Source organism: Psychrobacillus sp. OK028, assembly GCF_900103605.1.
GTDB lineage: Bacteria > Bacillota > Bacilli > Bacillales_A > Planococcaceae > Psychrobacillus.
In genome coordinates this window covers 1-21838 of the sequence record NZ_FNHY01000003.1, presented here as the reverse complement: position 1 = coordinate 21838, position 21838 = coordinate 1, and the positions used below count along the sequence as shown (strand labels likewise).

At 36.3% G+C, this 21838-nt stretch carries 23 protein-coding genes and 1 riboswitch; of the genes, 3 read left to right on the top strand and 20 right to left on the bottom strand.

The window, feature by feature from the left end; translation table 11 throughout:
• Window positions 1-41: 41 nt before the first annotated feature.
• Together BLR36_RS05955 and BLR36_RS05950 are read right to left on the bottom strand one after the other, a co-directional pair.
• Window positions 42-1457: a RecQ family ATP-dependent DNA helicase gene (locus BLR36_RS05955; protein ID WP_093060823.1), complete on the bottom strand. Its 1416-nt coding sequence runs from the start codon at window positions 1455-1457 to the stop codon at window positions 42-44.
• A complete protein-coding gene (locus BLR36_RS05950; protein WP_175453987.1) occupies window positions 1450-2484 on the bottom strand; it encodes a YpbB family protein in 1035 nt (344 codons plus the stop codon). Before BLR36_RS05950 ends, BLR36_RS05955 begins: the two co-directional genes overlap by 8 nt.
• A gap of 110 nt (window positions 2485-2594) precedes the next feature.
• Here BLR36_RS05950 and BLR36_RS05945 point away from each other — a divergent pair, with 110 nt between their 5' ends.
• Window positions 2595-2843, top strand: a complete 249-nt coding sequence (locus BLR36_RS05945; RefSeq protein ID WP_093060821.1) for a ferredoxin — start codon at window positions 2595-2597, stop codon at window positions 2841-2843.
• Window positions 2844-3556: 713 nt separating this feature from the next.
• On the opposite strand, the gene BLR36_RS05940 is transcribed toward BLR36_RS05945, so the two are convergent.
• Window positions 3557-4150, bottom strand: a complete 594-nt coding sequence (locus BLR36_RS05940; RefSeq protein WP_093060820.1) for an ECF transporter S component — start codon at window positions 4148-4150, stop codon at window positions 3557-3559.
• A 154-nt stretch (window positions 4151-4304) separates the two neighbouring features.
• Window positions 4305-4437, bottom strand: a riboswitch (FMN riboswitch).
• 94 nt (window positions 4438-4531) lie between these two features.
• On the opposite strand from BLR36_RS05940, the gene BLR36_RS18750 reads away from it, so the two are divergent.
• Entirely contained in the window at window positions 4532-4696 is a 165-nt protein-coding gene (locus BLR36_RS18750; protein WP_175453986.1) for a hypothetical protein, read from the top strand.
• A 44-nt stretch (window positions 4697-4740) separates the two neighbouring features.
• Here BLR36_RS18750 and BLR36_RS05935 read toward each other — a convergent pair whose 3' ends face one another.
• From BLR36_RS05935 to BLR36_RS05885, 11 genes are all read right to left on the bottom strand, one after another.
• A complete protein-coding gene (locus tag BLR36_RS05935) occupies window positions 4741-5985 on the bottom strand; it encodes a hypothetical protein (protein WP_093060819.1) in 1245 nt (414 codons plus the stop codon).
• Window positions 5978-6514: an RNA polymerase sigma factor SigX gene (sigX, locus tag BLR36_RS05930; protein ID WP_093060818.1), complete on the bottom strand. Its 537-nt coding sequence runs from the start codon at window positions 6512-6514 to the stop codon at window positions 5978-5980. Before sigX ends, BLR36_RS05935 begins: the two co-directional genes overlap by 8 nt.
• Window positions 6515-6559: 45 nt before the next feature.
• The gene (locus BLR36_RS05925) at window positions 6560-8344 is read right to left on the bottom strand and encodes an ATP-binding protein (RefSeq protein ID WP_093060817.1); all 1785 of its coding nucleotides are present in this window, start codon (window positions 8342-8344) and stop codon (window positions 6560-6562) included.
• Window positions 8337-9053, bottom strand: coding sequence for a response regulator transcription factor (locus BLR36_RS05920; RefSeq protein ID WP_093060816.1), 717 nt, complete (start codon window positions 9051-9053; stop codon window positions 8337-8339). Before BLR36_RS05920 ends, BLR36_RS05925 begins: the two co-directional genes overlap by 8 nt.
• A gap of 130 nt (window positions 9054-9183) precedes the next feature.
• Window positions 9184-10368 carry a c-type cytochrome biogenesis protein CcsB gene (ccsB, locus tag BLR36_RS05915; RefSeq protein ID WP_093060815.1) on the bottom strand — a complete coding sequence of 395 codons (1185 nt, stop codon included), beginning with the start codon at window positions 10366-10368 and terminating at the stop codon, window positions 9184-9186.
• A gap of 4 nt (window positions 10369-10372) precedes the next feature.
• Complete coding sequence (locus tag BLR36_RS05910) at window positions 10373-12031, bottom strand: cytochrome c biogenesis protein ResB (protein ID WP_093060814.1); 1659 nt, start codon at window positions 12029-12031, stop codon at window positions 10373-10375.
• A gap of 13 nt (window positions 12032-12044) precedes the next feature.
• Window positions 12045-12596, bottom strand: a complete 552-nt coding sequence (gene resA, locus BLR36_RS05905; protein ID WP_175454009.1) for a thiol-disulfide oxidoreductase ResA — start codon at window positions 12594-12596, stop codon at window positions 12045-12047.
• Window positions 12597-12679: 83 nt separating this feature from the next.
• The gene (locus BLR36_RS05900) at window positions 12680-13414 is read right to left on the bottom strand and encodes a pseudouridine synthase (protein WP_093061242.1); all 735 of its coding nucleotides are present in this window, start codon (window positions 13412-13414) and stop codon (window positions 12680-12682) included.
• A gap of 107 nt (window positions 13415-13521) precedes the next feature.
• Complete coding sequence (locus BLR36_RS05895; RefSeq protein ID WP_175453985.1) at window positions 13522-14469, bottom strand: D-alanyl-D-alanine carboxypeptidase family protein; 948 nt, start codon at window positions 14467-14469, stop codon at window positions 13522-13524.
• 65 nt (window positions 14470-14534) lie between these two features.
• Complete coding sequence (scpB, locus tag BLR36_RS05890) at window positions 14535-15101, bottom strand: SMC-Scp complex subunit ScpB (RefSeq protein WP_093060811.1); 567 nt, start codon at window positions 15099-15101, stop codon at window positions 14535-14537.
• Window positions 15094-15873, bottom strand: a complete 780-nt coding sequence (locus BLR36_RS05885; protein WP_093060810.1) for a segregation/condensation protein A — start codon at window positions 15871-15873, stop codon at window positions 15094-15096. Before BLR36_RS05885 ends, scpB begins: the two co-directional genes overlap by 8 nt.
• Before the next feature lie 54 nt (window positions 15874-15927).
• On the opposite strand from BLR36_RS05885, the gene BLR36_RS05880 reads away from it, so the two are divergent.
• On the top strand, window positions 15928-16437 hold the full coding sequence (locus tag BLR36_RS05880) for a DUF309 domain-containing protein (protein WP_093061241.1): 510 nt from the start codon (window positions 15928-15930) through the stop codon (window positions 16435-16437).
• A 2-nt stretch (window positions 16438-16439) separates the two neighbouring features.
• On the opposite strand, the gene BLR36_RS05875 is transcribed toward BLR36_RS05880, so the two are convergent.
• The 6 genes from BLR36_RS05875 to BLR36_RS05850 all read right to left on the bottom strand — a co-directional run bounded on the left by BLR36_RS05875 (window position 16440) and on the right by BLR36_RS05850 (window position 21420).
• Window positions 16440-16799, bottom strand: a complete 360-nt coding sequence (locus BLR36_RS05875; RefSeq protein WP_093060809.1) for a GNAT family N-acetyltransferase — start codon at window positions 16797-16799, stop codon at window positions 16440-16442.
• Window positions 16800-17015: 216 nt separating this feature from the next.
• A complete protein-coding gene (lysA, locus tag BLR36_RS05870) occupies window positions 17016-18332 on the bottom strand; it encodes a diaminopimelate decarboxylase (protein WP_093060808.1) in 1317 nt (438 codons plus the stop codon).
• A 68-nt stretch (window positions 18333-18400) separates the two neighbouring features.
• Window positions 18401-19819, bottom strand: a complete 1419-nt coding sequence (locus BLR36_RS05865; RefSeq protein WP_093060807.1) for a spore germination protein — start codon at window positions 19817-19819, stop codon at window positions 18401-18403.
• 26 nt (window positions 19820-19845) lie between these two features.
• A complete protein-coding gene (locus BLR36_RS05860; protein WP_093060806.1) occupies window positions 19846-20628 on the bottom strand; it encodes a SigF/SigG family RNA polymerase sporulation sigma factor in 783 nt (260 codons plus the stop codon).
• Complete coding sequence (spoIIAB, locus tag BLR36_RS05855; protein WP_093060805.1) at window positions 20628-21074, bottom strand: anti-sigma F factor; 447 nt, start codon at window positions 21072-21074, stop codon at window positions 20628-20630. Before spoIIAB ends, BLR36_RS05860 begins: the two co-directional genes overlap by 1 nt.
• Window positions 21064-21420: an STAS domain-containing protein gene (locus BLR36_RS05850; RefSeq protein WP_093060804.1), complete on the bottom strand. Its 357-nt coding sequence runs from the start codon at window positions 21418-21420 to the stop codon at window positions 21064-21066. The genes spoIIAB and BLR36_RS05850 overlap by 11 nt, the downstream gene beginning before the upstream one ends.
• Between the last annotated feature and the right edge of the window lie 418 nt (window positions 21421-21838).

Sequence of the window (21838 nt, the reverse complement as noted above, 5' to 3'; positions counted from 1 at the left end):
TTATGACGAATATTGTAGAAAAAGTAAACTTAACAAATGCTTTATAATGGAAGTAGAGTATGAAGTCTTTTTTTCCAATTCATCTCAACCTGATCATTCCTGTTTTTCATTCTCTTTCCCAAAATGCTTGGAACGTCCAATTTACATTTGGAGCAACAATGTATAGGTTTTTCTAACAATGGTTGGTCAAAATAATGTAGAAGCTGTTGACGTAAACAAATATCATTTTGAATCATAGAATAAAATTTTTGTATATCCTGCCATTTTTTTTGCTTTATCTGTTTAAATAATTGGATGGTATCCTGTTCATTTAACCGCTCTTTCCAATACTTTAGAATACGAGTTGTTGTCTCTGCCTGCTCAACTTCAGCATATTCAGGCTTAAATGCAATTTGAATGTCTTGTTCTTCTGGGAAGTCCTGCATGGATACGTAAAAAGTTTGTTCAACATCTGTAGAAGTATATAAAAGGGAAGCAATAGCTTGGTCGCCATCTCGTGCGGCCCTCCCCACCTCCTGCATATAGCCTGCGACAGATGTAGGGATATGATCATGAATAATTTGTCGGATATTATCTTTGTGAATACCCATTCCAAAAGCATTAGTTGCACAAATCCACTCTAAATGTCCTTGTTGAAATTGCTGTTGGATCAATATACGGTCACTTTGCTCCATTTTCGCATGATAATATGCAACAGAAATCCCTTTTTCCCGTAGAAATGCAGCATAAACTTCGGTCTTTTTGCGTGACTGGGTATAAATTATCCCAGGTCCTTCTGTCGAAGTGACTCTGCCTAAAATCCAACTCAATTTTTCTTGTTGGTTATCTACCTCCACCACTTCATATGCAATGGCAGGGCGATCCAGTGAATGTATGAATTCAAACGGATTATTCATCCGTAACGTTTTTTTTATATCCTCTACAACATCCTTTGTAGCAGTTGCAGTTAAAGCAACGACATTCACTTTGTTGAGTGACTGCAACCAATTGGATATCCTTAAATAATCAGGTCGAAAATCAAATCCCCATTGGGAAATACAATGCGCTTCATCCGCCACAACATAAGCAATAGAAAGTTTTTTTAGTGCACGGTTAAATTGTTCATTTTGCAGCATTTCTGGTGAAGTAAAAATGAATTTAAAGTCAGCTAGGTGGCGAAAAGCCAATTCTCTTTCCTGGAATGGTAAAAATGAATTAATCGCCACAACTCTTTTTTCCCCTAATATTTTCAGTTGCTCCACTTGATCCTGCATAAGTGATAATAGTGGCGAAACGATAATCACCGTTCCTTCTTTCATATAAGCAGGCAGCTGATAGAGAAGCGATTTCCCCATACCTGTTGGAAGAATCGCAATCACATCTTTTCCGTTTATTATTTGTTCAATTATTTCTTTTTGACCCTCCCGGAAGCTTATGTGACCAAACTTCTTCTGGAGAATTTCATTTAATTTACTCATGCAGTTGTTCACTCCTCGTTAAGGCTAAACGAACTTGAAAGTAACTAACTTCCGGTAACCTATTTTTTATTTCTGTGAGCTTTTTAGTTTGCAGCTCGCTTGATAAATGGAGTATTTCATAGACCTGCTCTTTCGAGATAAAAGTAGAAATAGGAAAACTTTTATTGGCTGAGACTATTTCAATAACATGATCCTCAATTGTATTAATCTTCAACTTTCTTAAATCCGCAATTTGTTCCAAAGAATATCCTTTTTCCAATAGGCTATTCGTTTTGAAAGCAGAGTCTGTTAGAGGAGTTTCGATACGTATATTTTTTGCCAAAGAATATAAAAGAGGACTAGCCTCCCTTGAAATATTGTCTAACATAGTGTGTAAACACTCTAAAAAGATTATTTTTGCGTCTAGTTCAGACAACTTATGATAGCGCGCTAGCTGCTCCCACGTTAAACCTATTGTATTAAAGCCGCTTAGTCGATAAACAAAAAATGTTCTATGTAAATCATCTAACGAAGGATTTTCAAGCAGTAGGTGTAATTCATGCTTCATCTCTTTACTCAAATTGAATTGGCGAAAATTATGCTGGATTAAATAGTCTTTAACGAACTGCTGCGTGTCAATATCCTTTTGGTTTGGAACAAATTTCTTATCATTTGCATGGAACTGTGATAATGTTTGAACAGCTAAATCTAACCTTTTCCAAAAAACATGTTCCTTTCCCCTATATTGCCACCCGTTGAGTAGGACGTTCTTCTGTTGCGTTATTGCGCTAATACCTTTATCGGTAATATGTACAGTCGATTCTTTTAACTCGATAAATTGTTCTTTATACAATTCAGTGATCGCTGTATCATAATCCTCCTTCGATAATTGGGGAAGAATAGAGAAAAAAGCATGAAGTTGAAAATATGTCACATCTTGAATGGTTTGACCTGATTTTTTGCCTTTTAATAAATAGAATGGCGCATTCTCAGATCGCTGTCCGCTTATTTTATGTATAATAAATAGTAATATTTGATGAAAATGCATAGGAATACCTCTCTTTTCTGAAGTATTTTGGTTGAAATGTATGGAAAACATCTTTAGAATGAATACGATAGCATATTCGTTTTAGTAGTGATAAAGGAGAGAATATAATAATGGCAAAATATACAATTGTAGATAAAGATACATGTATAGCATGCGGAGCTTGTGGAGCCGCTGCCCCAGATATTTATGATTATGATGATGAAGGTATTGCCTTCGTTATTTTAGATGATAACATGGGTACAACAGAAGTTCCAGAAGAACTAATGGAAGACATGGAAGATGCATTCGAAGGCTGCCCTACTGATTCTATTAAAGTAGCAGAGGAGTCTTTCGAAGGCGACGCACTGAAATTTGAATAGTTTTACAATGGTGGTTGTGACTTAGTCATAATCACCGTTTTTTATTTATGAAAAACCAAGCTAAAGACATGTCAGGTCCTATAAGAACAAATAACTAGATATGCAATTGATTTCCGCTCTTGTCGGACGCTTTACGTGAGCACGGCTCGAGCCTGTAGTCTCTCCCTCGTGCTGTCCCACTGGAGTCGCCGACCTACGCTACAATCAACAAAAACCGCTTTATAAGAAAGTTGATTAAATATAGCATAAATAAGCAGTCTGTCTTTTTCTAACCTAATAATATAAATTAAAATTCTGCTTTATTCATCTTTCTTTGGATAGCATTTCTAAGAAAAAGATTCAAGTAATTTGAGTTAATTACTAAAAACTTGTCCCATCCTTCTATCTTAGCGATAAGCTGTGCTTAATTATATAGTTGAGTACTATACTTTATATTGATTGTAGTGAAAGGTGGCGACTCCAGCGGGAAAAGCATTAGGCGAAGACCCCGTAGCGTAGCGAGGAGGCAGAGTCAACGCCCGCGGAGGCCAGCAGGATGTTGGTCACAAAGGCGTTGCCACTCGAGGTGGCGCTTTTAGCCTTTGTTCCCCACCTGTAACGAAAATCAGTAGTATTATTCATTCAAAGATTACTTAATCCCAGTGCTCACGGGACAATATTTTACACATTCTTTTAAAAAAAGTTGTTCCTCCAAGTGGAGAAACAACTTTTTGTTAATTGATATTAGGCTTCATATATGAATTAGTTACTTTATCAAGCAATGGTTTCATTCGTTTAAATAATACAATCATCACTATTGTTACTAATATACCTTTAATCAAGTTAAACGGTAAAATACCAAAAATGATTGTATTAAACAATGCTGAACCTGTTTCCATTGGGAAGTTTAAGAAGTAAGAGTACATTGGTAAAAATACATAGTAATTTAATAGACTCATACCAATCGCCATCGAAACCGTTCCTGCTCCCAGTCCAACCATTATTCCTTTTGATGTAGTAACTTTACGATAAATCAAATACACAGGTGTTAAAAACAAGATGCTAGTTACAAAGTTAGCCATATGACCTACTGGTACACCGGTCGGGCTTCCTGCAAATAACCAATCTAACACATTTTTTAAAAATGCAACTAGAATTCCTGCCATTGGTCCCATCGTGATTGCAGCAATTAGAGCTGGTATATCACTAAAGTCCACCTTCAAATAAGCCGGCAATGCCGGTAATGGAAATGCAAGTAGCATCAAAACAAAAGAAATACTACTAAGCATTGCGACTGCAATAAGCATTCGCGTTTTGCCTTTTAACATAAAATCCTCTCTCCTTTTGCGATTCACTCCACAAGAAGAAAGGTTCAGACCGTTTGTATACTTAAAAAATCCCCTGAACTAACAAAAGTTCAAGGGAGAAACAAGGTACACTTAAATAAGCGTATCCGTATAGGTATACGAAAAACGACTGCACCTTCACCTTCTCCCATCCAGACTATACTGTCGGCTTTGGAATTTAACCAAATCAACCTGTTAAGGTTCGCGGGCTGAAGAAATAAATTTCTAATACCGCCGGTCGGGAATTACACCCTGCCCCGAAGATGAATCAATATTTTATTGTCCTTCAAGATATTATCTTGAATTAATAATATCTTATCAAACAATAACAATATATGCAATAGAACTGTTTGCAAATAGGTTATGGGCTATAAACAAATATTTATGGGCTGTTTTGTTGTGGTTATGGGCTGTTTTGTTGTGGTTATGGGCTGTTTTGAATCCTTTATGGGCTATCCTACAGATTTTAAAGCTGCATATGGCGTTTATGCGCTATTTCCACCATTTTATGGGCTATCCCGTTACTAGAGCACGAAAAAACCAAGCTTAACTCCGTAAGCTTGGTTTTTTCGTTATTTCATCATATTAAAACCATTCGGTCCGATTGGTATAGGGAGTGATTTCGTCAAATCGATCCCCTGCCACTTTTCCTGTACGACGTTCTCTAATTTGATGGATTGATTGAAGCTAGCAGCTGTTAATGAAAAGCCTTCTATCAATCGAGATGCCTCACTCGCTCCTAATGATTCCAAGTTTAATGGTTCATCGAAGTGTACTATAAAACCTTTATCGTCCCGTACAGTAAAGTTCATACCATTGGGGATAACAGAAGTATAAATATCGTTTTCAGGATTTTTCATATCCAACAAAGCTGCTTCAAGTGTATCGAATGTTTTATTGAAATTAGGAGTTAAATAGGTTTCTTCATTAAAAGCCTTATATGCAAAATAATTTGCGTTATTTTCTATACCTTGAAGTGCTAAAGGTTCTGTCAATGTTCCTACCTGATCCCATTCAATCGGTGACCCATCTTCATTTACTCTTGCTAAAGAATCAAAATCAGTAAAGGTTTCATTGATAGAAGAAATATAAGGTGCTGCTGTACCAGGAGCCGTATCGTAACCATGATCTGCTGGTAGGTAATGCTTTAACATGTTACCTTCTGCTAAAAAGTAGCCTTTGTATGGATGGTATTCTTGGAATCCAAGAGCAGTTTCATCAATTTTAAATGCATACCTTTCATACAGCTCCAAGCTATTTGGTGCACCGTCAGGAAAATCCAAGTCAATTTGTTCTTTAGGAATTACAATTGTGATTGGTACAGAAAGAGCATTTTCTATCATAGAGAAATGAAATACTGTCCCGCCGTTTATATCACTGTCGTAAACGGATGTAAAAGAGCTATCGAATGGAACCAATTCAAAAGTAGCATTTTCTGGTGAAGAAAAAATCGTCATATCGTTAGACTTTTCCTCTTCTACTACTTTCATAGAGGCTTCTTCCGTTTCTTCCGTAGATGTCATTCTATCTTCAGCCATTGAAGACTCGATTGCCTTATCCGCAGTTGAATTTGAATTATCACTAATATAAGAAGAAACTAGTACTGTTAATATTAATACGGAAGCTACAGAGATGATAAATGGCAACCACTTGTTTACAGCTGCTCCAACACGGTTTCTCTTTTCCAATTTCTCCTGAGTTTCGATTTCCGACTTTACTTTTTGGTATATTTCATCCTTCGAGCGTTTATCTGTAAACTGAGGCATACTATTTAAAAGCTCATCTAGTACATGATCTTCTGTTTTTTTCTCACTCATGATGAACATCTGCCTCCTTTTGTTTATCAGATAACCGCATGCGAAGTGCTTTGATCGCACGATGTTGCGTTGTCTTCACTTTCCCTTCAGACCAATTTAAAATTTCTGCCGTTTCTGCAATCGAAAGTTCCTGGAAATAGCGCATGATAATGACCATTTTCTGGTCTCCGGTACAATCATCTAAAGCTGTTAATAATGTTTTCATCTCATCACTCAACTGCACTAAATCCTCTGGCAGCATATCGGAAGATGCAAGCTGCATTGTTTCCCAATCAAAAGATTCAAACAGCCTCTTCTTTCGGACGGCTTGTTTTCTAAAATGGTCAATAGCTATGTTTTTGGCAATCGAAAATAACCAAGTCTTTTCTGAACTTTTTCCTTCAAAGCTGCTATAAGCTCTGAGTACCCGTACATATACTTCCTGGACCAAGTCTTCCGCAGTTTGTCTATTTTTCACTAAATAGATGAGAAACTGAAAAACATCTTGATGATACGAATCATACAAGCGGTGGAAAACGGAGTCATTCATAGGCTCCCCCCGTTCTTTCAATTAGTCGTTTCAAGTACATTTTTGTTACACATCTTTAAGCGGTAAATGAATAATAAAGTTGGTACCTACCCCTAGCTCGCTCTCTGCAGTTAAGACACCATCATGTCTTTCTACAATATTTTTTGCGATTGCTAATCCTAAGCCAGTTCCACTTTTCCCTCTAGTTCTCGCCTTATCAGCTTTGTAGAAACGTTCGAAAACATAAGGAAGATCTTCTTTTGGTATACCATATCCGGTGTCCATTACTTTTAAAACTAATTGAGTAGCTGTCTTACTTAATTGGACAGTAACAGAGCCATTCTCTTTTGTATGCCTTAACGCATTATCTATTAAATTGGTTAACACTTGTTCCATACGGTCTTCATCAAGTTCCATCGATAAACTTTCTGTTAAACTATGTTCCAATGATAATTTAATATTTTTTTCTTTGGCCACCTGGTCAAACTTTTGTGTAATACGTTCAATTGTTGGGACTACATTAACCTTTTCTTTATATATACTAAGATGACCTGATTCTAGACGTGCCAAGTCTAATAGTTCGGTTACTAGTCTTCCCATTCGCTTAGACTCATCATATATAATACGAATCATTTCATTTTTATCGTCTTCGGTTGTAACGACATCATCTATTATTGCTTCAGAATAGCCTTGAAGCATCGAAATAGGAGTTCTAAGCTCGTGCGACACGTTTGCGATAAAATCTGATCTCATTTTATCTAAACGATGCTGCTCGGTCATATCACGAAGCACGATTACTGCGCCACGTACTGTATTACCACTTGTGTACAAAAGACTAATAGATGCTGCAAAATAGGATCCCTGGATCTCTAACTCTTCGTCAAACTCTTCATTTACATCATATACGTATTCTAAAAGATGGTGTATTTCAGCTGGTAGCTTTGATTCATTTGTTGCTCCAGTATTCTCATACCATTTTTTAAATAACAGATCTGCCTGGGGGTTACTAACTTGAACATTAAATTTAGTATCAAATGTAATAACCGCATCCGTCATTGAAGTGAGAATACTCGCCAATTGCTCTTTTTCTTGGTTAATGACTTCCACATGGTGCTTCAATTGTTTCCCCATTTGGTTAAAAGCGATTCCTAGCTCTCCAATTTCATCCTTTTGGAGATACGGAACTTTCGTTTCAAAATTACCTTTAGCTAATTGAATCGCTGCTTCTCGCATAGATCTTAGCGGTAAAGTAATCCGCGAGGTTAAGAAAAAAGTGAACATCGTAGTTAGAAGCAATGCGATAAATCCAGATAAGAATACAATTTTTGTTGTACTATTTGTCGTTTTACTAACAACTTCCAAGCTTTGATAAATAAATACAGCACCATGGATATTTTTATTGGATTCTAAAGGGGTGGCTAGAATAATATAATCTTCCATCCGATCCTCACTGTGCATAGCCGGCATTAGCATTTTCTTCACGATTGGTTCATCCGATGTATATATTTTAGATAACTGCTTATCACCTAATATCTTTTCCTGTACTACTTTTTTGTTAAGTCCTTCATGAATAGATAAAAATACAGATCCTGAATTTCGTACAATTAACGTGTTTGTTTCTGTACCTAAAATATCTTGTATAATTTCGATAGAATCTTCCACCTTGTCATGCTGCTCGACAATTTTACCAATAGTTTCTGCCTCTTTACGAAGAGATTCCTCCGCCTGCTCTGTGTGGAAATCTCCTAAAAATTCAAGCAGTAAAACGGTTACAATAAATAACACAAATAAAACGAGAAGCAATATGGTTCCCCAAAGCTTCCCGACAACACTATTCCAAATTCTATTCATTGATAACCTCAAATTTATACCCGACACCCCATACAGTTACAATCATTTTAGCAGACTTTTCGGAAACTCTATTTAGCTTTTCACGCAACCGTTTGACGTGAGTGTCAACTGTTCTTAAATCACCAAAAAAATCATAATGCCATACTTCTTTTAATAACTGCTCACGATCGAATACTTTGTCTGGTGATTTCGCTAAAAAGTATAGTAATTCATATTCTTTTGGAGTTAAACCTACTTCAACGCCATCTGCAGTAACTCTATGCGCATCGTGATCTATTGTTAAATGTGGGAAAACTACGATTTCTTTAGAAATAGACGTACCCTGTATAGGTGCACCAACTGAGGTACGTTTCAAAAGTGCCTTCACACGTAACACTACTTCTCGTGGACTAAACGGTTTTACAATATAATCGTCTGCTCCCAGTTCAAAACCTTCTACGCGGTTAGCTTCTTCCCCTTTAGCCGTCAATAATATGATTGGAGTTTCTTTGTGTACGCGCAGTTCTGTCATCACTTCTATGCCATCTTTTTCTGGCATCATTATATCTAAAAGGATGCAATTATAATCAAATTCCAAAGCGAGCTGTAAAGCAACTTCTCCATTTTCCGCTTCTTCCACTTCATAGCCTTCTCTTTCTAAATACATTTTCAGTAGACGACGAATGCGTTCCTCATCCTCAACTACTAAAAGTTTAATTGTGTCCGACATAGTTTTATCAAACCTTTCTATCAACATCTACTTATATTGTACAATTACTGCTACTAAAATGAAAGAAAAGCTCTTCCCCCTGTAGTATAAAGAGTAAAGAGCTTTCCAAGTACACTAATTCTAATTTTTATTATGCATAGGAGTGTAACCCAGCGATAATTAGATTTACTGCGATCAAGTTAAACATAATAATGATGAAACCGATTACTGCCAACCATGCAGATTTTTTACCATGCCAGCCCTTAGTCAAGCGAAGGTGTAGGAATACAGCATAGAATAACCAAGTGATAAGTGCCCATACCTCTTTCGGGTCCCAGCCCCAAAAACGAGACCACGCTTCATGTGCCCAAATCATCGCGAATATTAAGGCTCCAAGCGTAAATACCGGGAAACCAATTAATACAGCGCGATACCCTATCTCATCCATCAATTGTGAATTAGACTTTTTCGTAAGCGGCTGTAGTATAGAAGAAATACGTTTTCGTAATATTAATCGAAGTAATAGATAGATTACTGTACCGAATAGAATAGACCAAACTACTGAAGTTAATTTTTTTGCATTAACTAATGGTGGCATTTCTACAAGTGGTTCAAATGCATTATCTGTAATTGCCACAGATTCATTCATACCAAATAGCGCTGGCATTGTATATTCGATTGTATGTTGAGTTTCGTCTTTGCTTATATATGTGTACTCAGCACTGTAGTTAGCAACAGAAAACGACACCGTTGACACGACAAATCCAACAACTATAAATAATACGTACATGACAGCTTCAATCCAAAAACGTTCTTTGGTTTTTTTCGTCAAGTCAATATTTTTCAACAAATAAATAAGTCCAGCTACAGCGCTAATCGCTAAAATAGCTTCACCCATGGCAGCAGTAATTACATGGATAGTAAGCCAGTAGCTTTTTAAAGCTGGTATTAACGGTGAAATTTCTTTTGGAAACATACTTGCATAAGCAATGATTAATACCGCTATCGGCAAAGCAAACAGTCCAAGTGCAGGTGCTTTATAGATATAGTAAATAAGTATAAAAGCTCCTACAATCATCATCCCAAAAGCTGTAGTAAATTCAAATAGATTACTTACAGGAGCATGTCCTGCAGCGACCCATCTAGTGATAAAGTATCCAAGATTAGCTATAAACCCGATAATCGTAACGGTAATCGCTAACTTCCCCCACCTATCAAAGGACTTGGTAGATTGAGCATTGGAGGATTTGACTGCTCCTCCAAACAAAAACGTAGCAACTAGATATGCTACAAACGCTATAAATAATAAGTTACTACTTAGAGATGCCATATCCATTCTGTTAAACCCCTTCCTCTTTATCCACTTTTTCATCTAAAGAATCTAGATCATCTTGATCTAAATATTCAGGAAGATGAGCTATTTTTGAAACTTCATCCAAATCTCTCTTCACACTTAACCAGTTTTTGTTTGTATGCGCTGCAACAACGGTTTGTCCATCTTCTAATAATTGAATCCAGATTCGACGGTGATTCCAGTAGGACCCTTGCGCTACACCAATCATAAAGATTAGACCGCCAAGAGCAAGAAGAGGAAGAGTTAAATCCTTACGAACTGTTAGTCCAGATACATCTCTTGTTTCTACACTTTGGAAAGCAATCTTATGTTTGTTTTCCCCTAGTGGTTCAACCGTTTCTTTGATCATAACAAAACTAGTTTCCCCTTTAGGAAATTCTGGACTATACATTTTAATTAAAAATGCAGGATTGTTAGGAAGTGGTGATTGAGATTGTGGAACCCCTTCTTCAAATCCAGTAAAATCTGCATAATAATCCAATACCTCTACTTTATACCCTTCATTCAATTCATAAAGAGGCTGAGGATTTGCTAAGTCTATTGTAAATTCTCCAAATGATTGCTGTGTTTGTTTATCTTGTAATTGGAATTTCATCTTTGCTAATTCATCCAATCGGAAGTCCATTTGGAACACAGAAAAGTTATCAAATTTTATCGGTTTATTTACTTGAATAGATGCATTTTTTTCAAATGTTAAATCTTCAGCATGTCCAGCTACAGAATTTTCTGGACCTTTATATAAGGCAACATCTGTTTGATAGTTCTTTGCAATTGTACCTACTCGATCAATTGCATCGCCAAAAACTTCATTTGACTCTTCTTTTGAGTAAGTCTCATAGATGAAACCTTTACTTTCCAAGAAATAACCATTTGTTCCAGGTACATAAAGAGTCTCCCCTTCTCGTAACCACATCGTTTCATCGACGTAAAAACCTGGAAGAGCGCGGAGCATTACACCAAAAAGAAATATTATGAGACCTAAATGATTAACGTATGGACCCCAGCGGGAAAAACGTCCTCGTTCAGCTAAAATAGCATTCCCTTCACGTTTTACATTATATTTAAGCGACTTAAGCTTTTCTTCAGCTTTTAGTAAAGAATCCTCTGTAACCTCTGCTTTACCAATACCATAAACTCGTTGACGCTTTAAGAAACTAATATGTCTTTTCGTCTTCTGTTTTTTCAAAGATTTATAAAGTGGTATGACTCTGTCTAAACTTGCAATCACTAAAGAAATACCTAACATCCCAACTAATCCCTGAAACCACCAAGAACTATATAAGTCTGATAAACCAAGCTCATAATAGAGCGTACCAAACCAACCATAAATTCTTTCATAATATGCTGCAATATCCGATTCATTTGTTGCTGGTACATAAAATACCTGTGGAAGTATAGTACCGATTGCAGCTGCAACTAAAATTGAAACAATTATCCACATGCCTACTTTTACACTGGAAAAGAAATTCCATACTTTATCAATAATCGTCTTATTATACGTTTGAGACCGTCTTGCAGATCCTTCATAGCGCATATCTACAATTTTTTTCTCTTTTGTCTCTTCATTTAATGGACGACCACAGCTTTCACACAATGCTGTTCCAGCTGGATTGACATTTCCACATGCACAAACTATCTTGTCCATTTTTAAGACTCCTTCACGAAGGTTTAATTTGATCCATAAAATTCGCAATATCTTCTTCTGTCATTTCACCTTTAATAATTTTCTCAATCTTACCTTCTGGATTGATCAAGAAAGTTGTTGGCAGCGGATCAATATTATATGATTCCATCACACTTTTGTTGCGATCGATTGCGATTGGGAAAGTTAAACCATATCGATTTGCAAAACTATTTACTTTAAGATCTGATTCTGCAATATTAATAGCAAGTGTTTGTACACCTTTATCAGTGAACTCACTGAATTGTCTGTCCATAGCTGGCATTTCTTTTGCACAAGGTTTACACCATGTACCCCAGAAGTTTAGAAATACCCCTTGCCCTTTATAATCAGATAAACGTCTTTCTGTACCATCCATATCCACTAATACAAAGTCCGGAGCCTTATCTCCTACTTGTAATACAGCATTTTTCTCTTTGTTTAAGTTTGAATAAACTGTAAAAATAATTGCCACTACAAGCACTCCTAATATAGCAGTTCTCATATAAAATCGACTTTTTTTAGATAGTGCCAACTTGGCCCCCTCCATTTCCACTTATAATCATCAATTATTATAACAAAATTTACAATTTAAAAGAGCCTTACTTATGAAGGCTTTGTGAACTCACAGGTTTATTTACCTATTTTACCAGTCTCTGCTAACACTCTCATTTGTTTTACTTCGTGTGTAGTTAGCTCTCTCCATTCTCCAGCATTTAAGCCGTGAAGCGTTAAGAATCCGAATTGTTCTCTTTTTAGCTTTTGAACTGGGAATCCAATTGCATCAAACATTCTACGCACTTGTCGATTTTTCCCCTCATGAATGGTAATCTCAATAATCGATTTATCTGCTTTCCGCTCAGAAGATAATAGCTTTACTCTCGCAGGTGCTGTTTTGCCATCCTCTAAAACAATTCCTCGCTCGAGTGGGCGCAACTGCTCCTTTAATGGAATTCCTTTTACACGTGCAACATACGTTTTATCTACTTTATATTTTGGATGTGTTAGTGCATAAGAAAAATCACCATCATTTGTAAGTAATAACAAACCTGAGGTTTCATAATCTAGTCTTCCAACAGGATATAAACGTTCTTTCACATGGGGAAGTAAATCCGTTACTGTTTTTCTGCCTTTATCATCCGTTACAGCGGAGATCACACCACGTGGTTTATATAATAAATAGTATACTTTTTGCTCTTTTTCTAATTTTACCCCTTCCACTTCTACTACATCATTGTCGGACACTTTAATCCCTTGTTCCGTTACTACTTTGCCATTTACTTTCACTTTACCTTCCGCAATCATTTCTTCTGCTTTTCTTCTCGATGCCACACCTGCATGTGCAAGCACTTTTTGTAATCTTTCCAACACATTCACCTCGTCCATTCTATCCAACTCACATGAGTGAATTATGTCATACTTTTGGCCAAATTAAAAGAAGACAGTCTTTTATAATAACTGTCTTCTCGATATTTTTAGTCAATTTTCTTTACATTAAATTTTAAAGCAACCTCATTGTTTATTGTCACATTCCAAAAATACGGTTTTTTCGCCGATGATTTACGAGGGATGATCAATATATTTTTCGTTGCGTCTCGTTCTTCTTTATTTAGTAAAAGGAAATAATCTTTTTTCACTTCGATAACCTGTTTATCCAACAGTCGATATTTTCCTTTTTCTACAACCTTCACATTGTCGTATGTTTTAAATATATTTGCAGCTAGAGAGGAGTGTGTGTTCCAGTCATTGGATTGATTTAATGTTACTACAATAACTTTTTTACCATCTTCTTCAAAAAAAGTTACTAAAGTTCTTCCTGCAGCCTTCGTATATCCTGTTTTTCCAGCAATAGCAGATTCATTATAGTGTAATAATTTGTGTTTATTTTTCCATGTGACAGATCTTTCTTTTGGAGAATAAGATTTCGCTGAGGCGATTTTCGCAAATGCTTCGTTCTGCATCGCCAAACGGAACATATTGGCTAAATCTATTGCAGAAGCAAAATGATCCTCATGATGAAGCCCAGAGGGATTAGTAAAGTGGGAGTTTTTTAACCCAGCGAGCTCTATTTTCTCATTCATCAATTTAGTAAAGCCCTCTATTGAGCCACCAGTATACTCAGCAAGTGCATAGGCTGCATCATTGCCTGAATGTAACAGTAAACCATACAATAATGATTCGACCGTCCAAACCTCACCCGCTTTTAAGTACAGCGATGATCCTTCCTGCGATGCAGCAGCATTAGAAATGGTTATTTCTTCATCTAGCGAAACGTTATCCAAAACCGTAATTGCAGTCCACACTTTTGTTAAGCTTGCAATTGGTAGTGCAGCATTTGGGTCGCTACCTTCTAGTAATCTTCCTGTATTTGCATCAATTACAACATAAGACGATGAAGCATCCGCCTCAGTTATATTCCACAAAAGAAAAAGCAACAGAAATATGGCCGTTTTTTTTAAAATGAATCATGCTCCTCATTCAATTATTTCTATCCTTCAAACGTTTCTTGAAATTTCGTCATAAATAAATCTGTGTCTTCCATATCATCCCCAGACTGATCTTCTGGGAGTGGTGGAAGGGCATGTATATCCTTTAATCCAAAGTACTGGAGAAACTCATTTGTCGTGCCGTATAAAATAGCTCGACCTGTCCCTTCCGCACGGCCAACTTCTTGCACAAGTCCTTTCGCGGAAAGTGTATGAATTGGACGTTCGGATTTAACTCCACGAATTTCTTCTATCTCTACTCTCGTAATTGGTTGCTTATAGGCAACAATTGCTAGTACTTCAAGAGATGCTTGTGATAAGGACTGATTTGTTGGGTTCTCTACTAATTTTTGAATGCACTCTATATTTTCCTGTTTTGTTACTAATTGATAGGTTCCTGCTAATTGTTTTATTTCTATTCCTCTTGATTGATTCGTCTGATACACCTCTATCATTTCCTGAAGAATCACTTCTATTTCCTCTTCTGCCCCGCTAGTTAGAAAGGCTAATTGTTTTTTTGTTAAGCCATCCTCCCCACTTACAAATAAAAGGCTTTCTATGTTACTCATCAATCTCATCTTCGAATTCACTTTCTATATCTTCCTTTCGCAAATGCACAAACAAATCTTCAAAATTACTTTTTTGCTCTACTTGTATAATTTGACGTTTCATCAATTCTAGCAGTGATAAAAAAGTAGTAACGATAGTATTCTTATCTCTCATTGGGAAAAGTTCGTAAAACGATAATTTTCCTCCACCTTTTTTTAACACCTCTATAACATTTTTCATCTGAGCCTTGATCGATATCTCTTGTTTACTTACTCGCGTATGAAGAGGCGCATTTAACTGTTTTCTTCGCAACATTTTTTGGAACGCACCAAGCATATCATATACATTCGCATCCAATTCAAGTAATTCTAATTGTTTACTAGATTGATATTCACTTAAATCTGTTGGCGGTCTAGAATAATAGAGTGAACGAGTCTCTTCCATCTCATGCAAGTTTTCTGCAGCTTCTTTATACTTCTTATATTCTATTAATCTAAGTACAAGTTCATCCCTTGGATCTTGTAAATCCATATCGAAATCATCGTCTATATCGTCGTCTTGATGAATCGGCAATAACATTTTACTTTTAATTGAAAGTAAAGTTGCGGCCATCACTAAGTATTCACTAGCTTCATTGAGTTCTAAAACACGCATTGCGTGTACATGCTCCATGTATTGTTCTGTGATTTCTGCCATTTTGATATCGTATATATCTATTTCCAAACGATTTATTAAATGTAATAATAAATCTAGTGGGCCTTCAAACGCTTCTGTTTTTACTTCATAACTCATAAAACTCCACCTATTATCGGTTTTTAACATAATTATAGAGGAAAGGTGATTGTATTGCACCCTACATTTCATACTAGTTTTGTGGCATTTTTAAAACATTTCAATGAAACCTTCGATTATTTTGAGTGTCACGAGGTATTGGAAGACTATTGGAAAGAATTTTCCCCAAGGCATAAAAACCATGCATTAACTGCTTTCATCCTATTAGCAACTTCTATGTATCACTGGAGACGTGGGAATTTAACTGGAGCTACTAAAACGATGAAAACAAGTATAAAAAGAATGGAGCTAACAAAGGATTCTCCTTTCTTCAATGACTTAAATTACCAGCGTTTAATAGAAAATATGAATGTCGCACTCCAATTAATAACTAGTAGTCAAAAGTTTCAAGCATTTTCAATTGAAATAACGAATCCTGCTTTACAATCACGAGTTAAAGAGCTTCAGCTAGAAACCAATGAGAGCTTACATTTTCTTATTCATAAACATATGCTAAGAGATCGTTCAGAAATACTAGAGGAACGAAATAGAGAGAAAAAAAAGAGAGATGACTTGTTAAACTAAAGTCATTCCTCTTCTTTTTTTGTTTGGCATTTCGCATAAAATGATTCAACATCCTTGGATGGCTTAAGTGAGGTTGTTGGTAGAACTGATGGAAGTTTTTGTAGCATTTCCTGTCCAAGTCCTTCGCCACGGTGTGACGGATTGACGGAAAGATGTTGAATTACTGCTTCGGTACCTTCCATACGAACTCCTATCAATCCAACAAAATCGTCTTCTTTTTTCCAAAGAAATAAATGCCAATCTGGATTAGTTTCATACTCATGAATTGTTTCTAATAACTTTTTCACATCTTTTTCATGAGGCATAAAAGAAAGCAGCCCCATTGAAATCTTTTCAAATGACTTTTTATAGCGAAGTAGCATGATTTAAACCCTCTTTTAATTTCTTGGCTTTGTTATTTTTCTAAAAACTAATAAACGAAGTCCAATTTCTTAAAAATATCTGTATTATCGTACATGAAATTTACCGATTTTACAAATTGGCATTTGGTGCTATAAATAACCAGTATAAGACACCCCAAACAATTCCTACGATAAAAATCATTAGAAAGAGTATTACATTTCCCTTTTTCATCTTGCTCACTCCTTTTCCATTGTTAAAGGAAGGTCAAGATGTATGAGGTCTTCCAACGTTTCTCTTCTTACAGCTAATTGGTGTTTTCCATTTTCTACAAACACTACGGCTGGTTTCGTTAAGCGATTATAATTACTTGCCATCGAGTATCCATAGGCACCTGTGCAGAACATAGCAAGGATATCTCCAGGTTCAGCTGCAGGTAATTGAATATCTTCGATTAATTTGTCTCCAGACTCACAACATTTACCGGCGATGGTATAGTTATTCGTTAACTGATTCCCCATTTTGTTGGCAATAACTGCCTCATATTCTGCGCCGTATAAGGCAGGTCTAATATTGTCAGACATCCCACCGTCTACCGCTAAATAGTTCCGAATATCAGGTACAACTTTTTCAGATCCTACTGTATATAACGTAGTACCTGCATCCCCAACTAATGATCTACCCGGTTCAATCCAAATCTCTGGCATTTTAAAAGAAGAATTATGCACGAGCTCTTTTACTATTTGTATCATTTCTTTTACGTATACAGCTGGTTCCAGGGGTGCATCTTCATCTGTATATTTTATACCGAAGCCTCCACCTAGATTTAAAACGCTGCATTGGAAGTTATAGTCTGTATGCCAGCCTATCATTTTAGTGATAAGCTTTTCCGCCGCCACTTTAAAGCCAGTTGTTTCGAATATTTGAGATCCAATATGACAATGCAAACCAAGCAACTGAATATATTTATCTTCATAAACATCCAGAAATGCTTGGTCTGCTTGTCCATTTAGCAAATCAAATCCAAATTTTGAATCCTGCTGACCAGTCGTTATATAATCATGCGTATGGGCTTCGACTCCAGGCGTAACCCTTAATAATATATTTACTTTTTGTTTGGTTTTAGCAGTTAATGTCTTTAATAATTCTATTTCATAAAAATTATCAACAACTATACAACCAATCTTATGCTCAAGAGCTAATAATAATTCTTCTTTACTTTTATTGTTACCATGAAAGTGAATTCGATCAACTGGATATCCGGCTTTAATCGCCGTATATAACTCCCCAGCAGATACCACATCTAAAGATAGGTTTTCTTGTTTCATCACTTGGTACATTGCAACACTAGAAAAGGCCTTGCTTGCATAAGCAACTTGAGCCGGAATTTGTTGATCTTGGAATGTTTGGATGAATGCTTGCGCTCGTTCTCTTATTAAAGATAAATCGTACACAAACAATGGTGTTCCATATGTTTTTGCAAGCTCTAAGCTATCTATTCCACCAATCATTAAGTGACCTTTTTCGTTTACAGCATGCTTTGAAACTAGCACCATTAAGTTCGCCTCTTTTCCCTATATCTATTAGAACTTTATCACATTAGATAAGGAAATGGCAATGCACTTTAAGATCGTTTTCGATTAAGTGCTCTTGTTATAAATGGTCTTTTAGCATCAATGGGCATGGGATAACGAATGATCGTTCTCAAAAACGCCTTTGGAAAAAAAGGCTGGAGCGGCCATAAATAAGGTACATTTAAAGGCTTTACAGAGCCCACATACCAAAGTAGAGCTAACGCAGCTACAAAAAATCCACTTGGTCCAAACATCGCTGTACTTAACAGGATAATAGTCCTGAATATTTTAGTGGTGATACTTAGTTCATAGGAAGGGATAGAAAAAGTGAAAATCGCTGTTATTGCTGTGAATAAAATAACCTCTGGAACAAAAAGTCCTACATCAACAGCCATTTGCCCAATGACTAATGCAGCTATAATACCCATTGCTGTTGATAGCGGCGTAGGTGTATGTATAGCAGCGAGTCTAAGAAATTCTATCCCTATATCTGCAAACAAAATTTGTAACAAAAGTGGGATATCTGTTGTTTCCTTTGGACCGACAAATTTGAGTGCTTTTGGTAAAAATTCAGGATGAACAGATAATAAGTACCAAAATGGCAATAGAAATAGACTAAGCAGAACACCTGAAAAACGAATCCACCTGACAATAGTTCCGATTGCAGGTGCCTGCCTAAATTCCTCCGCATGTTGTAAATGGTGAAAAAGGGTCGTGGGAACTATTACAACCGATGGAGATGTATCCACAACTATCAAAATATGCCCTTCAAGTAAATGTGCTGCAGCTATATCTGGTCTCTCTGTAAATCGAACAAAAGGTAAAGGATGGAATCCTTGTTTAAAAAGCCATTCTTCCAAAGCTTTGTCTGTCATCGTAATTCCATCATGCTTTATCTTTTTTATGCGATCACGAATTAGCGTTAGATTATCTTCATTGGCAATATTCTTAATATAAGATATGGCAATATCAGTTTGACCTAACTCGGTAATTTGATGTAGTTCAAAACGTAGATCGGTATCTCGAATCCTTCTTCTAATTAGCGCTGTGTTTTGAACAATATTTTCTGTAAATCCATCCCTAGAACCTCTTACAACCTTCTCATTATCTGGTTCTTCAGGGGATCTTCCAGGATACGAGCGTACATCAATGGTGTACACGAAACCATTCGATAATATGAACGTTACTTGTCCACTCAGAAGTGCAGCTATCCATTTTTCCTTGGAATCATATTGCGTTATAGAATAGTAAGGAAAATAATGTTCTATAATTTCATTTTCACTTATTGTTTTATCTGCAATTTTCAATTGGGTGTTCGTCAGTAATTGAGTAATTAACATTCCATCAATTAATCCATTAATATAGACGAGTAATACTGGAAATTCATATAAATGGGTATGTAATATTCCCACATCATAGGACTCATTTACTCCGAACTTTTCTTTTAAATACATTTCTGCTTCATCCATACTTTTAAACAACGGTTTCGTTTCAATCACCTATCTTTTGCATTTGAATTCGTATGGCCCACTGGTACTAGCCAAGTTTTTAGTTGGGATAATATTTTCTTCTCAAGTCTCGATACTTGCACTTGAGAAATTCCTAATCGTTCCGCAATATCACTCTGCGTACAATCAAGATAATATCGTAAATAAATAATCATCTGTTCCCGTTTATCTAGCTTTTCTACCAGCTCTCGTAGTGGAATATGCTCAAACGGCTTCTCAGACCGCTCATCCTTCATTTGATCCATTAACGTTAGAGCGTCCCCACTATCATTTTCATAAAGCTGCTCTTGCAATGATGCCGGATCACGAAGAGCATCGGTAGCCATTACTATTTCTTCTCTGGACACCTCTAAAATATGTGCAAGCTCCAAAATAGTAGGTTGGCGCTCGAACGTTTTCAAAAAGTCATCGGTAGCATGCCTAATTTTAAAATTTAATTCTCGGATCGAACGACTAATTTTTACCATTCCGTCATCTCTTAAAAACCGCTGAATCTCCCCTATAATCATAGGAACCGCATACGTCGAAAACTTAACTTCGTAGGACAAATCAAATTTATCCACCGATTTCATCAAGCCAATACAGCCGATTTGAAACAAATCCTCTAAATCTGCTCCCCTAGAAGCAAATCGCTGAACAATAGACCATACAAGCCTCGTATTACCCTCAATCATTTGCTGCCTTGCTAGTTTATCACCAGTCTGTGATAGTGCTATGAGCTCTCTCATTTTCTCTTGAGTTAGTAAAGTAGACGGTTTTTTATTTATCATTAGACGATCCTACAAGATTCTTGAATTGGTACAAATTGCTTCGTTATTGTTACTGTCGTCCCCCTGTCAGGAATGGAGTAAATCTCAACACCATCACTAAAGCTTTCCATAATTGTAAAGCCCATTCCCGAACGTTCTTGCTCAGGTTTTGTCGTAAAGAGTGGCTCACGTGCTTGATTGACATCGCGTATTCCACGACCATAATCTACAATAGAAACGACAATTTCTCTATCTACTCGTTGTGCATGCAATTCAATTTTCCCTACTCCGTCTTCTTCATATCCATGGACGATTGCATTTGTTACCGCCTCAGAAATGACGGTCTTAAATTCAGACAGCTCTTCTATAGTCGGGTCGATTGTTGCGATAAAACTAGACATAACCATTCTGGCTAATGCCTCATTCTCACTTTTAGCGATAAAAGATAATGTGATCTCATTGTCCATAAACTATTCCCCCTAACTTAGAAATTATTTCAATTTCGGATTCGCTATAAATATAAGGGCTTAAACCTGCAAACTGAAAAATTTTTCGCATTGTTGGCGATGGATTTACAATTATTGTTTGTCCATCTATTGGAGCAAGCTCTCTCATTCTTCCTAGTATTAACCCGATCCCCGAGCTATCCATAAAATGCAAATCTTTCAAATTCCAAACTAGTACTTTAATAGACCCGTTTTTTATCATTGGAACTATCTCATTTCTAATATCATTTGTGCTGTGATGATCTAATTCACCTTTTAATCGAATAATAATAATTTCGTCTCCAACTTTTTCAACTTCATGAATCATAAAATCGCCTCCTTAGATAGCGCTATTCCACATGTTCTTTAAAAATTCCTTGCGCTTGACAAAAGTAGAAGAAATCATCGTTTATTAGTCGATTTTCGACAGAGGGTGGTCTCTTTAAGTATGGGAACATATTCTTTTTTTTAATCAAAAAATAGACCTCACACAAAAGTTTTTTAAACTTTTGTGTGAGCTCTATTTAATAGCTAAATATTTGGAAGAATAATCCGTTTCGAGAGTAAATGAATCTTAAACGAGAGTTAATGTGGGATAAACGCGAGTAAGTTGGTAGTGTCAAGAATTATGTGTAAACAAAGTACCTAGATTTATTGAGTGGAATTTAATTACTGCGAACTAAAGAGAACTTGTTCTCTGTCCACTTTATATGGAGAGGTGGGCGTGATAGGATAATCTTGATAAG

Coding starts and splice junctions, on each gene's coding strand:
- BLR36_RS05955 (WP_093060823.1), bottom strand. CDS start 1,457: ATGAGTAAATTAAATGAAATTCTCCAGAAGAAGTTTGGTCACATAAGC.
- BLR36_RS05950 (WP_175453987.1), bottom strand. CDS start 2,484: ATGCATTTTCATCAAATATTACTATTTATTATACATAAAATAAGCGGA.
- BLR36_RS05945 (WP_093060821.1), top strand. CDS start 2,595: ATGGCAAAATATACAATTGTAGATAAAGATACATGTATAGCATGCGGA.
- BLR36_RS05940 (WP_093060820.1), bottom strand. CDS start 4,150: ATGTTAAAAGGCAAAACGCGAATGCTTATTGCAGTCGCAATGCTTAGT.
- BLR36_RS18750 (WP_175453986.1), top strand. CDS start 4,532: ATGGGCTATAAACAAATATTTATGGGCTGTTTTGTTGTGGTTATGGGC.
- BLR36_RS05935 (WP_093060819.1), bottom strand. CDS start 5,985: ATGAGTGAGAAAAAAACAGAAGATCATGTACTAGATGAGCTTTTAAAT.
- sigX (WP_093060818.1), bottom strand. CDS start 6,514: ATGAATGACTCCGTTTTCCACCGCTTGTATGATTCGTATCATCAAGAT.
- BLR36_RS05925 (WP_093060817.1), bottom strand. CDS start 8,344: ATGAATAGAATTTGGAATAGTGTTGTCGGGAAGCTTTGGGGAACCATA.
- BLR36_RS05920 (WP_093060816.1), bottom strand. CDS start 9,053: ATGTCGGACACAATTAAACTTTTAGTAGTTGAGGATGAGGAACGCATT.
- ccsB (WP_093060815.1), bottom strand. CDS start 10,368: ATGGATATGGCATCTCTAAGTAGTAACTTATTATTTATAGCGTTTGTA.
- BLR36_RS05910 (WP_093060814.1), bottom strand. CDS start 12,031: ATGGACAAGATAGTTTGTGCATGTGGAAATGTCAATCCAGCTGGAACA.
- resA (WP_175454009.1), bottom strand. CDS start 12,596: ATGGAGGGGGCCAAGTTGGCACTATCTAAAAAAAGTCGATTTTATATG.
- scpB (WP_093060811.1), bottom strand. CDS start 15,101: ATGAGTAACATAGAAAGCCTTTTATTTGTAAGTGGGGAGGATGGCTTA.
- BLR36_RS05885 (WP_093060810.1), bottom strand. CDS start 15,873: ATGAGTTATGAAGTAAAAACAGAAGCGTTTGAAGGCCCACTAGATTTA.
- BLR36_RS05875 (WP_093060809.1), bottom strand. CDS start 16,799: ATGCTACTTCGCTATAAAAAGTCATTTGAAAAGATTTCAATGGGGCTG.
- lysA (WP_093060808.1), bottom strand. CDS start 18,332: ATGGTGCTAGTTTCAAAGCATGCTGTAAACGAAAAAGGTCACTTAATG.
- BLR36_RS05865 (WP_093060807.1), bottom strand. CDS start 19,819: ATGGATGAAGCAGAAATGTATTTAAAAGAAAAGTTCGGAGTAAATGAG.
- BLR36_RS05860 (WP_093060806.1), bottom strand. CDS start 20,628: ATGATAAATAAAAAACCGTCTACTTTACTAACTCAAGAGAAAATGAGA.
- spoIIAB (WP_093060805.1), bottom strand. CDS start 21,074: ATGGACAATGAGATCACATTATCTTTTATCGCTAAAAGTGAGAATGAG.
- BLR36_RS05850 (WP_093060804.1), bottom strand. CDS start 21,420: ATGATTCATGAAGTTGAAAAAGTTGGAGACGAAATTATTATTATTCGA.